This window comes from Microterricola viridarii (assembly GCF_900104895.1).
GTDB classification, from domain to species: Bacteria; Actinomycetota; Actinomycetes; order Actinomycetales; family Microbacteriaceae; genus Microterricola; species Microterricola viridarii.
On sequence record NZ_LT629742.1, the window covers coordinates 748,316 to 760,520 of the forward strand.

Consider the following 12,205-nt stretch of genomic DNA (forward strand, 5'->3'; position numbering starts at 1 on the left):
ATATCAAAACAACTGCTAGCGTTGAGTTATGACCACGGATGCCGCACACGAGAGCACAGAGGGGCGCCTGCGCTCCGCCGGGCTCAAGGTCACGGCGCCGCGTCTCGCGGTGCTCGACGCCTTCCCGGCCGACCCCATCCACCTGAGCGCCGACGAGGTCTACGCCCGGGTCGCCCCCGCGCTGCCGAGCACCTCGCTGCAGGCCGTCTACGGCGTGCTCGCCGCGCTGGTCGCGTCCGGCCTGTTGCGCAAAATCGAGCCGGCCGGCTCGGCCGCCCGCTACGAGAAGCGCATCGGCGACAACCACCACCACCTCATCTGCCGTGGCTGCAACGCCATCGAGGATGTCGACTGCGTCATCGGCGAGGCGCCCTGCCTCACGCCGAGCGACACGCACGGCTTCCGGCTGCAGGCCGCCGACGTCACCTTCTGGGGCCTCTGCCCCAGCTGCCAGGCCGCGCTCGCCGAGTAAGCCGGCATCCGCTCACCGCAGGCACTGCGCCCAACCACCGCTGGTTGAGCCTGCCGAAGCCTGCCCACACGCCTCTTCGACCCACCGAACACCAACAGAGAAGGAAGCCATGTCGGAATTCACGACCACGCAAACCGGAACCCCCGTCGCCAGCGACGAGCACTCGCTCACCGCCGGAGCGAACGGGGCCACCGCGCTGCACGACCGTTACCTCGTCGAGAAGCTCGCGCAGTTCGCCCGTGAGCGCACCCCCGAGCGCGTCGTGCACGCCAAGGGCGGCGGAGCATTCGGCACCTTCGAGGTGACCGGTGACGTGTCGGCGTACACCCGTGCCGCCGTGTTCCAGCCGGGCGCGAGCAGCGAGACGCTGCAGCGCTTCTCCAGCGTCGCCGGCGAGCAGGGCTCGCCCGACACCTGGCGCGACGTCCGCGGCTTCTCGGTGAAGTTCTACACCACCGAGGGCAACTACGACATCGTCGGCAACAACACCCCGGTGTTCTTCATCCGCGACGGCATCAAGTTCCCCGACTTCATCCACTCGCAGAAGCGCCTCCCGGGCTCCGGCCTGCGCGACGCCGACATGCAGTGGGACTTCTGGAGCCTCTCGCCCGAGAGCGCCCACCAGGTCACCTACCTCATGGGCGACCGCGGCCTGCCGCGCTCGTGGCGCGAAATGCCCGGCTTCGGCTCGCACACCTACCAGTGGATCAACGCCGCCGGTGAGCGCTTCTGGGTCAAGTACCACTTCACCTCCAACCAGGGCAACATCGAGATCGACGCCGCCGAGGCCGAGATCATCGCCGGTGCGGACGCCGACCACTACCGCCGCGACCTCTACGAGGCCATCGAGGCCGGCAACTTCCCGTCGTGGGACCTGCACGTGCAGATCATGCCCTACGAGGACGCGAAGTCGTACCGCTTCAACCCGTTCGACCTCACCAAGGTGTGGCCGCACGCGGACTACCCGCTGATCAAGGTGGGCACGCACACCCTGAACCGCAACCCGCAGAACTTCTTCGCCGAGATCGAGCAGGCCGCCTTCTCGCCCGCGAACACCGTTCCCGGCATCGACATCAGCCCCGACAAGATGCTGATGGCCCGCGTGTTCAGCTACCCGGACGCCCAGCGCTACCGCGTCGGCACCAACTACAACCAGATCCCCGTGAACGCGCCGCACGCGGCCCCCGTGCACAACTACTCGCAGGACGGCGCCCAGCGCCACGGCTTCAACTCGCCGTCGACGCCGGTGTACGCACCGAACTCGTTCGGCGGCCCGGCGGCCTCCGTCGAGGCGGCCGGCATGGGCACCTGGGAGAGCGACGGCGAGCTCGTGCGCGCCGCAGCCACCCTGCACTCGGAGGACAGCGACTTCGGCCAGGCCGGAACGCTCTACCGCTCGGTCTTCGACGATGCAGCCAAGGCTCGCTTCGTCGATACCCTCACCGGCCAGGGCTCCTCGATCACAATCGACGAGATCCGCGAGCGCTTCTTCCAGTACTGGACCAACGTCGACGCCGAGCTCGGCGCCACGCTCCGCGTGACCGTCGCGGCGGTCCTCGCGGCCTAAGTCACACCCCGTACCGTCCGGGCGCTCCCCACGGGGCGCCCGGGCGGAACACCAGGGCATTCGGTAGCCCACCAGCCACTGGGTGCCCAACCGACGCCGTCCAAAGAAGCTCTGCGTTCACATATGAACCCGCATGCGACTCGCGTGTGGACAAGGAGAAGAAATGAACTCGTACGTCACCACCAGCAACACCGCCTGCCGCCTCTCGAGCGGCTACGTCAGCACGGATGCCGCGGCGCCCGTGGCCGCCGGCTACGTCTCGCTGCCGGCATCCGCCGCCGCCCCGGCCGTGGGCAGCTACGTGAAGAGCGAGCTCGGCCGCGCGTCCCGCTACGTGCTGGCCAGCTAGCAGCTAGCAGCTAGCAGCTAGCAGCCAGCAGCTCGCAGCTCGTGCTCGTCGAAGCGCCCCGACCCCGCGTGGGTCGGGGCGCTTCCGCGTATCCGCCCGGCCGCCCATCGACTACGCGAAAAGTGCGCCACCCGGCGTGCGGAGGCGCACTTTTCGCGTAGTCGATGCGGCGAGCGTGGGCGGATGCGGCGGGCGCGCGCGGCTAGCCGGGCCAGCCCGCCTCGCGCAGCGCCGACCGCACCCTCGCGACGGTCGCGTCCTGGCGCACGAAGAGCCCGTGGGTACGCACCTGGATCACCGCCCAGCCGGCGCGGCGCAGTGCGTCGAGGCGCGTCTGGTCGCGCTCGTACTGTCGTGTGCTGGTGCGGTGCTGGTCGCCGTCATACTCGACGATGACGCGCCACTCGGGGTACGCCATGTCGACGCGTCCGATCAGCAGCCCCAACCGGTCGCGCACGGCGTGGTTGAGCAACGGCTCCGGTAGCCCCGCATCGAGCAGCAGCAGGCGGAGCAGCGTCTCGGGGCGCGACTCCGCGCCGACGCGCACCCGGGCGAGCGCCCGCAGCGCGGCCCGCTTGGCGCGCCCGCGGTAGAGCTCCAGCCGGGCGGCCAGCTCGGTGATGCTGGTGAACGGTCGCGGGTCGCCCGGGTCGCGCTGCTGCGGGTCGAGAACGAGATGGTCGCCGACGACCACGAGCTCCTCTGGCGCGAGCACAGCAGCCAGCGTCACCCAGCTTGCGGCGGGGTCGGTGACCGGCAGGCCGAATCGCCGGATGGGCGCAAGACCCGTCGCGGGGAGCTGATGGCTGATGATCCCGCGTGTCTGGGGCGGCCGCTGCGGCGCGGAGACCGAAATGTGCAGCGGCTCGCCTGCCGTGAACGGCACCGGGAGCGGCGCTCCCCAGAGGCGTGCCGCGGTCAGGTGGCTGAACACCTGGCCGGGGCGCATGCGCTCGGCGTATGCGGCGCACATCTCGAGCACGCCGGGTTCGGGCATGAGCGAACTCTCATACGGGGAATCCCCTGGAACGCTCGTGCCGGCGGCGGCGCGAACCCCGTGGAACGGGCTCACCAGATCGGCGCTGCGCAGCCGGGCGACACTGATCCCGGCGGAGCGCGCCTCGCGCACCGAGAATGCGCGCCCGGAGAACTCGGGAGGCAGGGGTACGAGCCTGGGCATGCCCACATGATCGCGCACCGCGCAGGCGCCTGCAGAAGTTATCCACAGGCGCCGCCGTCCTGCGGCGCGCGTCTGAGCGCCCCAGCGCCATCCGCCTCATCGACTACGCGAAAAGTGCGCCAAACGCTCCGGCTTGGCGCACTTTTCGCGTAGTCGATGCGCCGCGCGCGCACGCAGAAGCGCCCGGCCCCGCGGATGCGGGAGCCGGGCGCTTCGTGAAGCGGGTGGCGCGAGGCGCGAGGCCTACGCGTTGACCAGTGCCTGCTTGATCACCGAGGTGAAGAAGGCGAGGCCGTCGACGCCGGAGCGCATGGCGACATCCGTGTCGGGGCCGAAGCCGGCCTCGACGGCGTGCTCGGGGTGCGGCATCAGGCCGACCACGTTGCCGCGGGCGTTGCGCACGCCGGCGATGTCGTTGAGCGAGCCGTTCGGGTTCACGTCCGCGTAGCGGAACATGACCTGGCCCTCGCCCTCGAGACGCGCGAGCGTCTCGGCATCGGCGATGAATCCGCCCTCGCCGTTCTTCAGCGGGATGGTGATCTCCTGGCCGACGGCGAAGTCGCTGGTCCAGGCGGAGTCGGTGTTCTCGACGCGCAGCTTCTGGTCGCGGCAGACGAAGTTGCCGTGGTCGTTGCGGATCAGGCCGCCGTCGACGAGGTGCGCCTCGGCGAGCATCTGGAAGCCATTGCAGATGCCGAGAACGGGCATGCCCTTGTTTGCGGCGTCGATGACCTCGGTCATGATCGGCGAGAGGCTGGCGATCGCGCCGCAGCGCAGGTAGTCGCCGTAGCTGAAGCCGCCGGGCAGCACGAGGGCGTCGACGCCCTCGAGGCTGTGCGAGCCGTGCCAGAGGGCAACGGGCTCGGCGCCGGCCAGACGCACGGCGCGCTGGGCGTCGCGGTCGTCGAGCGAGCCGGGGAAGGTGACGACGCCGATCTTCATCAGTGCGTCTCTCCGGCGGGGGTCTCGTAGTGGATGCCCACCACGTCTTCAATCACCGAGTTGGAGAGGATCTCCGCGGCGATCTGCTCGACCTCGGCGCGCACGGCGTCGGTGATCGGTCCGTCAACGGTGATCTCGAAGCGCTTTCCGATGCGCACGGAGCTGATTCCGTCCTTACCGATTCGGGCGAGGGCGCCGGCTACGGCCTTGCCCTGCGGGTCCAGCAGTTCGGCCTTCGGCATTACTTCGACGACGATCGTGGGCACCGTGATTCTCCATCCGGAGTTGAGAGGGGTGGGGTCGAGTCCAATTCTAGCCCGCGCCCCGACACCGCTCCGGACCGCCCGACCGCCCGGCCGCAAGCTGGGCAGCACCCGAGCACCGGCGCCCAAGCCTTGCCGCCTCGGGGGCGCGCGACTACCGTGCACTAGGTGAGCTTTATTCAGATCGAGGGTCTGGTGAAGATCTACCGGCCCAAGGGCGCCGACCCGGTGCATGCACTCGACGGCGTCGACCTCGACGTGCGGCAGGGCACCGTGCGTGCGCTGCTCGGCCCGAACGGCGCGGGCAAGACCACCATGGTCAAGGCGCTGACGACGCTGATCAGGCCGGATGCCGGCCGCGCCACGATCGACGGCATCGACGTGGTGCGTGACGCGCACCGCATCCGCCCGATCATCGGCGTCTCCGGCCAGTACGCCGCCGTCGACGAGAACCTCACCGGATTCGAGAACCTCGAGATGGTCGGCCGGCTCTACCACCTGGGCGCGAAGGCCTCCAAGCGCCGGGCGCAGGAGCTGATCGACGCCTTCGAGCTGACCGAGGCGCAGAACCGCCCGGTCAAGGGCTTCTCGGGCGGCATGCGGCGGCGCATCGACCTGGCCGGCGCCATCTTCTCCCGCCCGCCGGTGCTGTTCCTCGACGAGCCGACGACGGGCCTGGACCCGCGCAGTCGGCTCGGCATGTGGGACGTCATCACGTCGCTGGTGAGCGAGGGCACGACGGTGCTGCTGACCACGCAGTACCTCGAGGAGGCCGACCGCCTGGCCGACGACATCTCGGTGATCGACGGAGGCAAGCTGATCGCTGAGGGCACCGCCGACGAGCTCAAGGCGCAGATCGGCGGCCAGCAGATCGAGCTGACGCTGATGGACGCCGCCGACGGCGGCGTGGCCGGCGAGATCCTGCGCCGGCACGGCGAGGCCCAGCCGCACGTGGGCGGCGACGGCCGGGAGCTCTCCGTCGGGGTGCGCGAGGGCCCGATCGCGCTGGAGCGGGTGCTCGGCGAGCTGAACGCCGCCGGCATCCGTCTGCACGATGCCGGCATGCGCCGGCCAACCCTCGACGATGTGTTCCTCAAACTCACCGGGCATTCCGCCGGCGGCGAGGAGGAGCAAGACGCGGAGGTGAAGTCATGAGCGGCCAGCGCACCGAATCGACCGGCTCGGCCGATTCAACCGACTCGCTCGCGGCGACCGAGGTCAAGGAGGCCGTCGTCGGCACCGGGCTGCCGAATGCCGCCAGCATTCCGACATCCGTCGGCACCTGGATCAGCGACGGCTGGATCACGACCCGGCGCAACCTCATCAAGATCAAGCGGGTGCCGGACATCCTGGTCTTCACGACCCTGCAACCGATCATGTTCGTGCTGTTGTTCACCTACATCTACTCGGGCGTCATCACGATCCCCGGCAGCAGCTACACCGAGTTCATCATGGCCGGCATCTTCGCCCAGACCGTGGTGTTCGGCTCCACCTACTCCGGCTCGGCGATGGCGCAGGACCTGAAGGACGGCATCATCGACCGCTTCCGCACCCTGCCGATGAGCCCGTCGGCCGTGCTGATCGGGCGCACGAACGGCGACCTCTGCATCAACGGGCTCTCGATGGTCGTGATGATGCTCACCGGCCTGATCGTCGGCTGGCGCATCAACTCCAGCTTCTGGGAGGGCGTCGCCGGCGTCGCCCTGCTCCTGCTGTTCGCCTACGCCTTCTCCTGGGTGATGGCGTTCGTCGGCATGAGCGTGCGCAGCCCCGAGGTGATCAACAACGTGGCGTTCCTGATCCTATTCCCGCTGACGTTCATCTCCAACGCGTTCGTGCCGGCCGAGACGCTGCCGCCGGTGCTGCAGACCATCGCCGAGTACAACCCGGTGTCGGCGCTGGTGCAGGCGGCCCGCGAGCTGTTCGGCAACGTGCCGCCGGGCGCCCCGGTCGGCGACGCCTGGACCCAGCAGAACCCGATCGCGACGGTGCTGATCGGCGTCGCCGTGATGCTCGGGGTGTTCGTGCCGCTGTGCATCCGCAAGTTCGTGCGGATCAGCTCGCACTGACGGCGGATGCCGGGCCCGGACGGCGCTGGCCGCCTACTGCTTCTCGGCGAGCACCGCCACGAGCGTGTCGCGGGCGGCGGCCAGGCCGCGGTAGACCTCGTCGAAGCTCGTCGACAGCGGGGCCAGGCCGATGCGGAGGCCGCCCGGGTCGCGGTAGTCGGGGATCACTTCCTGCGTCCAGAGCCGGGCGTTCACCTCGCGCATCGCGGGGTGGTGCAGGGTGACGTGCCCGCCGCGCTCGGCCGGGTCGGCCGGCGTCGCCAGGGTCGCGCCGAGCGGCGCCAGCCACGCCTCGTGCAGGCAGATCGCATACGCCGTCAGCGCCTCCGACTTCGCGCGGATGGCGGCCATGCCCGCCTCCTCGATCATCTCCAGCGTGTCCTGCATCGCGAGCATGCCCACGATGGAGGCGGTGCCGCTGACGAAGCGCTGCATGCCGGGCGCCGGCTCATACCGGGGCCCCATCGCGAACATGTCGCTGGTGCCCCACCAGCCCTGGATCGGCTGGGACAGCTCGCCCTGCAGCCCCTCTCGCACGTAGGCGAAGGCGGGGGAGCCCGGGCCGCCGTTCAAGTACTTGTAGGTGCAGCCGACGGCCAGGTCGAAGCCCCAGGCGTCCGCCTCCACCGCGGTCGCGCCGGCCGAGTGGCAGAGGTCCCAGAGGATGAGCGCGCCGGCCTCGTGCGCGATGCGGGTGAGCTCGGCGGCATCCGCCAGATGGGCGGAGCGGTAGGCGACGTGCGAGAGCACGACGAGCGCCGTCTTCGGGCCGACGACGCCGGAAAGCTGCTCGGCGGTCACGCCGGCGCTCGTGTCGACCTCGATCCAGCGCAGGGTGAGGCCGCGCTCCTTCGCGATGCCGTCGAGCACGTAGCGGTCGGTCGGGAAGTTGTCGGTGTCGAGCACGATCTCGGTGCGCTCCGGGTCGCGCGCCACCTGGGCGTCGACAGCGGCGCGGGAGAGCTTGTACAGCAGCACCGTGGTGGAATCGCCGATGACGGTCTGACCAGCGGCCGCGCCGATCACGGAGGCGCCGATCCGGTCGCCGATCTCGTAGGGCAGGCGCAGCCAGTTCTCGTCCCAGCCGCGGATCAGCCGGCCGGCCCACTCCTCGCGGAGGAAGGTCTCGACCCGCTCGATCGCCGAAACCGGCGGGCGCCCGAGCGAGTTGCCGTCGAAGTAGACCAGGTCGCTGTCGGCCCCGGCGAAGCGGGCGCGGTAGTGGGCGAGCGGGTCTGCGGCATCCGCCTGCCGGGCAAAGGCGAGCAGGGCGTCGCTGCCGGTGCTGTCGGTGCCGGCGCTGACACTGCCTGCGCTGACGGTGCCCGCCGCCGTGGTGCCCGGTGCGCCGTTGAGCGGTGAGTCGGATGCGCCGGCGGCGCGGTGCAGGCCGGGGCCCGGCTTCGGGAACGGGGTCATGGCAGGGTCTCCTCGAGCTGGGCGGTCGTGGTGCCGCGGGCTCCGGCGAGCCAGCGGGCGGTGTCAGAACTGTAGCCGGTGGTGGGCGGGGTTCCGGGGACCCAAGCCAGGCGCGGCCCGATCGCGGCCTGCGGTGCGGGGTCGCCGCCGGCGATGCTGGCGACGAGGGCATCCGGGGTCAGCCCGGCCGCGGCCAGGGCGAGCAGCTCGCGCTCGTTCACCCCCTTCGGCAGCGGACCGTTGCCGAGGTCGGTGCCGTACAGCACGCGCCCGCCGGCCGCGGCGAAGCGGCGCACGTTGTCGATGGCGGTCAGGCGCTCGGGCGTCTCCGCGCCCCAGCCGTGGATGTCGAGCGTGGAGATCCAGGCCAGCCCGGCGCCGGCCATGCGCTCGAGCAGGGCGTCGCCGAGCCGCTCGGTGAATGGGGCGTGGGCGAGGGTGGACACCCCGGCGGTCAGCGCCCGCTCGGCCTGCCCGGCGCCCTCGGTGTGCGCGACGACGGGGAGGCCGTTCGCGCGGGCGGCTGCCACGACGGCGAAGGCCACGGCGTCGGCCGGGACCGGCCCGGCGACGCTGTTGAACATGAGCTTGATCACGCTGGCGCCGGCTGCTGCCTGGGCGGCGACGGCATCCGCTGCCGCCCCGGATTCGGCGGCGTCGGCGGCGAGCTCGACCGTGGCGCCGGCCGGCGCCCAGCCGGAGGCGCTCGGGTAGCCGCCCGCGCAGCTGAGGAAGGCGCCGGCGATGCGCACCTCGGGCAGCGTCGAGCCCGCGGCCGCGCCGGCGGCGAGCCAGGCGGCGGCGTCGGCGGGGATCCAGCCGAGGTCGGTGACGCTCGTGATGCCGCCGGGCAGCAGCAGCTCCGGCTCGCCCAGGCCGAGGTGCACGTGGTGATCGGTGAGGGTCGGGAACAGCGTGCCGGGCAGCTCGAGATCGACGGGCGCCGCGGCGCGGCCAGAGCCGGGCAGCGGATGCAGCAGACGGCCCCTTTTGGATTCGCGCAGTGCGAACACGGCCGGCCCGCGCCATCCGCCCGACCACCACTGCTGCACGCCGAGGTGGAGCACGGCCGGGCGCACGGTCAGCGGCCGATTTCGGTGCGCACCGCGTAGAGCTCGGGGAAGAAGGTGAGCTCCAGCGCCTTCTGCAGGAACGCGGCGCCGGTCGATCCGCCGGTGCCGGTCTTCATGCCGATGGTGCGCTGCACAGTCTTCAGGTGCCGGAACCGCCAGAGCTGGAAGTTCTCCTCCAGGTCGACGAACTCCTCGCACGCCTCGTACGCCGACCAGTTCTCGCTGGCATGCTCGTAGATGTTCGTGAACACGGGCACCAGCTCCGGGTCGAGCACCCACGCCTCGGTCACGTCGCGCTCCAGCACGGATACCGGCACGGCATGCCCGGCCCGGTGCAGGTAGCGCAGGAACTCGTCGTAGATGCTGGGCGCCTCGAGCAGTTCGCTGAGCAGGGCGGAAGCCGCGGCATCCGCCTGGAACACGCTCAACATGCGCCGGTTCTTGTTGCCGAGCACGAACTCGACCGCGCGGTACTGCCACGACTGGAAGCCGCTGGAGTTGCCGAGGAAGCCGCGGAACTCGGCGTACTCGGTGGGGGTGAGGGTGGCCAGCACCGACCACTGCTCGGTGAGCGTGCGCTGGATGTGCTTGACCCGGGCGATGCGCTTGAGCGCGGGGGCGAGCTGGTCGGCGCGGAGCAGGTCGCGGGCGCTGGCCAGCTCGTGCAGCACGAGCTTGAGCCAGAGCTCGGTGGTCTGGTGCTGCACGATGAAGAGCAGCTCGTCGTGGTGCTCCGGCGTGCTCACCGGCAGCTGGGCCGAGAGCAGGGTGTCCAGCTGCAGGTAGCCGCCGTAGCTCATCCGCTCGCTGAAGTCGGTCACGATGCCGGGATCGAAATCACGGGTGTTCTTCTCGACCGACACAGTTCTCCTCGCACGACACGTCTCGCAGCCCAGCGGCTGCTCTGTGTATTTTCCCGCCGAACGGGGCCGCGGCGCAATGTGACCGGCCGCCGGCCGGTGCGCGGTCGCTTGGGCTGGAGAGCGTCCTAGGTATCGAAATCGGCACGCGCGTATGCTGGAAACATGAGCTCTTCCGACGGAGCCGCACGCGCGCGCCGTCCCGGCAGCGCACCGCCGGGACGGCGTAAAGACGCACAGCGCAACTACGACCGCCTGCTGCTGGAGGCGCGCCGCGTCGTGGCCGAGCAGGGCAGCGCGGCGTCGCTCGAGGAGATCGCGCGGCGCGCGGAACTCGGCATCGCGACCCTCTACCGGCACTTCCCGAATCGCACGGAACTGCTGCGGGCGCTCTACGAGCAGGCGCTCGCCGAGGTGGAGGCCGCGGCATCCGATGCCCGCGCCGCCCCGAACGCCTGGCAGGGCCTCGCGGGCTACGTGGAGCGGCTGGCCGCCTGGCTGATCGAGGACCCTGGTCTGCTCCCGATCATCGAGCACCTGGGCGCGGCCGAGCCCGATTACCGCCCGGGCGGCACCCTGGAGCGGCCACTGGCCGAGCTCATCGCCCGGGCGCAGGCGGCCGGCGAGCTGCGTCCCGACGTCGACGTGGCCGACCTGGCCCGCCTGATCACGATGCTCGGCGGGCTGTCGCGCGGCCGCGGACCGGCCGTGGCACGCAGCTGGCGCCGCGAGCTGGGGATCGTGCTGGACGGGCTGCGCGCCGAGAACGTGCGCAACCCGCTGCCGGGCGAACCTGCCGGCTAGGCCGTGCGCACCCGGATGACGTTCGCCCACGGGTCGTCGAAGCTGAGCGTCTGACCGTCGTTGCGCACGCCCACCTTGTGGTGCGTCATCCGCTCCTCCAGGGCGCCGAGGGAGTCGGCATCCGGCACCAGGATCTCGACCTGGCCGAGGCCGAGGGCCAGCTGGCGGCGGCCGGCGCCGCGGCTGTTCCACGTGTTCATGGCCATGTGGTGGTGGTAGCCGCCGGCCGAGACGAAGAGGGCGCTGCCGCCCATCTCGGCGGTGGAGTCGAAGCCGAGCGTGTCCACGTAGAAATCGCGGGCGCTGGCCACGTCGCCGACCGAGAGGTGCACGTGCCCGACGACGGCGCCGCCGACAACGGGGTCGGCCACGCCGGCCTCGGTGAGGTGGGCCTGCAGGTAGGCGTTGGGGTCGAGGGCGAGGGTGGCCATCTCGATGGAGCCGTGGGTCCAGCTCCACTCGGTGCGGCTGCGGTCCCAGTACAGCTCGATGCCGTTGCCCTCCGGGTCGTTGAAGTAGAACGCCTCGCTGACGAGGTGGTCGGCGCTGCCGGTGAAGGTGTTCGGGTGGCGGCTGGCGACCGAGTAGACGGCGGCGGCGAGGGCGGCCTGGGTCTCGAACAGGATCGCGGTGTGGAACAGCCCGGCGGCGCGCGGCTCGGGGTTCGCGAGCTCGGGGGCGTGCTGCAGGATGACGATCGGGGTGGTGCCGCGGCCGAGCACGGCGACGCTGCCCTCGTGGCTGAGCAGCTGCAGGGTGACCGCATCGCGGTAGTACGCGATCATGGCGTCGAGGTTGCCGACGCGGAGGGTCACCGCTCCCATCCCGGTGTCGGGGGCGAGCAGGTCGGCGGCGCTACGTGCAGGAGTTGGTGCGGTCATGCAGTGTGCAACGGATGCCGCCGCCGCCATATTCCGCGAGGCTGCCTCCGCCGCTGGCTCCGGGGCTTCGGGGGCTGCGCTGCTCCTTCGTCGCGGCGCGGCCCCCTCCAGCCGGCGTGAATCTCCCGTCGGCTCGAGGGAGCGCCCACATCCGTTGGTCGAGTAGCGAGGAACGAGCGTATCGAGACCTCGCACGTGGAACGGTTTTCCGCCGGATACCGGGTCTCGATACGGCCCTGGCGGGCCTACTCGACCAGCGGTGCGGAATTGGCGGGCCCGCTCGACCGGCGGTGGCCGCCCGCATCCGTTGGTCGAGTAGCGAGGAA

The 12,205-nt window shown here is 70.9% G+C and carries 13 protein-coding genes; 6 read left to right on the forward strand and 7 right to left on the reverse strand.

The features are described from left to right. Positions 1-28: 28 nt before the first annotated feature. The 3 genes from BLT62_RS03470 (at position 29) to BLT62_RS03480 (ending at position 2,388) form a co-directional block, all read left to right on the forward strand. Complete coding sequence (locus tag BLT62_RS03470) at positions 29-472, forward strand: Fur family transcriptional regulator (RefSeq protein ID WP_083362806.1); 444 nt, start codon at positions 29-31, stop codon at positions 470-472. Positions 473-581: 109 nt separating this feature from the next. Continuing rightward, on the forward strand, positions 582-2,039 hold the full coding sequence (locus tag BLT62_RS03475) for a catalase (RefSeq protein ID WP_083362807.1): 1,458 nt from the start codon (positions 582-584) through the stop codon (positions 2,037-2,039). 163 nt (positions 2,040-2,202) lie between these two features. After that, positions 2,203-2,388, forward strand: a complete 186-nt coding sequence (locus tag BLT62_RS03480; RefSeq protein WP_083362808.1) for a hypothetical protein — start codon at positions 2,203-2,205, stop codon at positions 2,386-2,388. 202 nt (positions 2,389-2,590) lie between these two features. Here the strand turns inward: BLT62_RS03480 and BLT62_RS03485 are convergent, their stop codons facing one another. From BLT62_RS03485 to purS, 3 genes are all read right to left on the reverse strand, one after another. Continuing rightward, complete coding sequence (locus BLT62_RS03485; protein WP_156786225.1) at positions 2,591-3,568, reverse strand: DUF559 domain-containing protein; 978 nt, start codon at positions 3,566-3,568, stop codon at positions 2,591-2,593. Between the two features lie 243 nt (positions 3,569-3,811). After that, positions 3,812-4,510, reverse strand: coding sequence for a phosphoribosylformylglycinamidine synthase subunit PurQ (gene purQ / locus BLT62_RS03490; RefSeq protein WP_083362810.1), 699 nt, complete (start codon positions 4,508-4,510; stop codon positions 3,812-3,814). Continuing rightward, positions 4,510-4,776 carry a phosphoribosylformylglycinamidine synthase subunit PurS gene (purS, locus tag BLT62_RS03495; protein ID WP_162842941.1) on the reverse strand — a complete coding sequence of 89 codons (267 nt, stop codon included), beginning with the start codon at positions 4,774-4,776 and terminating at the stop codon, positions 4,510-4,512. Before purS ends, purQ begins: the two co-directional genes overlap by 1 nt. A 165-nt stretch (positions 4,777-4,941) precedes the next feature. On the opposite strand from purS, the gene BLT62_RS03500 reads away from it, so the two are divergent. Both BLT62_RS03500 and BLT62_RS03505 read left to right on the forward strand, forming a co-directional pair. Further along, on the forward strand, positions 4,942-5,928 hold the full coding sequence (locus tag BLT62_RS03500) for an ATP-binding cassette domain-containing protein (RefSeq protein ID WP_083362812.1): 987 nt from the start codon (positions 4,942-4,944) through the stop codon (positions 5,926-5,928). Then, a complete protein-coding gene (locus BLT62_RS03505) occupies positions 5,925-6,842 on the forward strand; it encodes an ABC transporter permease (RefSeq protein WP_083362813.1) in 918 nt (305 codons plus the stop codon). The genes BLT62_RS03500 and BLT62_RS03505 overlap by 4 nt, the downstream gene beginning before the upstream one ends. A 33-nt stretch (positions 6,843-6,875) precedes the next feature. On the opposite strand, the gene BLT62_RS03510 is transcribed toward BLT62_RS03505, so the two are convergent. The 3 genes from BLT62_RS03510 to BLT62_RS03520 are packed head-to-tail and all read right to left on the reverse strand — an operon-like array spanning position 6,876 to position 10,197. Next, a complete protein-coding gene (locus BLT62_RS03510) occupies positions 6,876-8,261 on the reverse strand; it encodes a kynureninase (RefSeq protein WP_083362814.1) in 1,386 nt (461 codons plus the stop codon). Then, on the reverse strand, positions 8,258-9,328 hold the full coding sequence (locus tag BLT62_RS03515) for an amidohydrolase family protein (protein ID WP_156786226.1): 1,071 nt from the start codon (positions 9,326-9,328) through the stop codon (positions 8,258-8,260). Before BLT62_RS03515 ends, BLT62_RS03510 begins: the two co-directional genes overlap by 4 nt. 14 nt (positions 9,329-9,342) lie before the next feature. Further along, positions 9,343-10,197 carry a tryptophan 2,3-dioxygenase gene (locus tag BLT62_RS03520; RefSeq protein ID WP_083362816.1) on the reverse strand — a complete coding sequence of 285 codons (855 nt, stop codon included), beginning with the start codon at positions 10,195-10,197 and terminating at the stop codon, positions 9,343-9,345. Between the two features lie 162 nt (positions 10,198-10,359). Here BLT62_RS03520 and BLT62_RS03525 point away from each other — a divergent pair, with 162 nt between their 5' ends. Then, positions 10,360-10,998 carry a TetR/AcrR family transcriptional regulator gene (locus tag BLT62_RS03525; RefSeq protein ID WP_083362817.1) on the forward strand — a complete coding sequence of 213 codons (639 nt, stop codon included), beginning with the start codon at positions 10,360-10,362 and terminating at the stop codon, positions 10,996-10,998. Here BLT62_RS03525 and BLT62_RS03530 read toward each other — a convergent pair. Next, a complete protein-coding gene (locus BLT62_RS03530; RefSeq protein ID WP_083362818.1) occupies positions 10,995-11,879 on the reverse strand; it encodes a VOC family protein in 885 nt (294 codons plus the stop codon). The two genes, BLT62_RS03525 and BLT62_RS03530, sit on opposite strands and share 4 nt — an antisense overlap. Positions 11,880-12,205 lie beyond the last annotated feature (326 nt).